Here is a 259-nt window from a genome sequence, read left to right on the forward strand (position 1 = left end):
TGAAAATGTGTTCTAATGATGTCTCACTCACACCATATTCATCAACGTGCAATTGCTCCTTGTTTTCCTCGAGGAGACCAAAGATTGCGTAAGGTCGCAACGACTGCTTTGGCACCTGAAAACGGAAGTGGCTGCCTTGGTGCTCAACGAGCTGGCAGCCTGGGAATTTCGGATGAAAGAATTCTTGCAGCGCAGCGCCCATGTTCTCGATGTGCCACCATGCGCAAAAGACGTCAATGGGAATGATGCCCGACGTCTC

Annotated in this window: 1 protein-coding gene; it reads right to left on the bottom strand. The window is 50.2% G+C overall.

The window, feature by feature from the left end; genetic code table 11:
• The coding region (locus L9G74_RS21170) for a hypothetical protein (RefSeq protein WP_238898729.1) at positions 1 to 259 on the bottom strand (259 nt) is incomplete at both ends.

Origin of the sequence: Shewanella electrica, assembly GCF_022321485.1 — a bacterium.
Classification (GTDB): Bacteria; Pseudomonadota; Gammaproteobacteria; order Enterobacterales; family Shewanellaceae; genus Shewanella; species Shewanella electrica.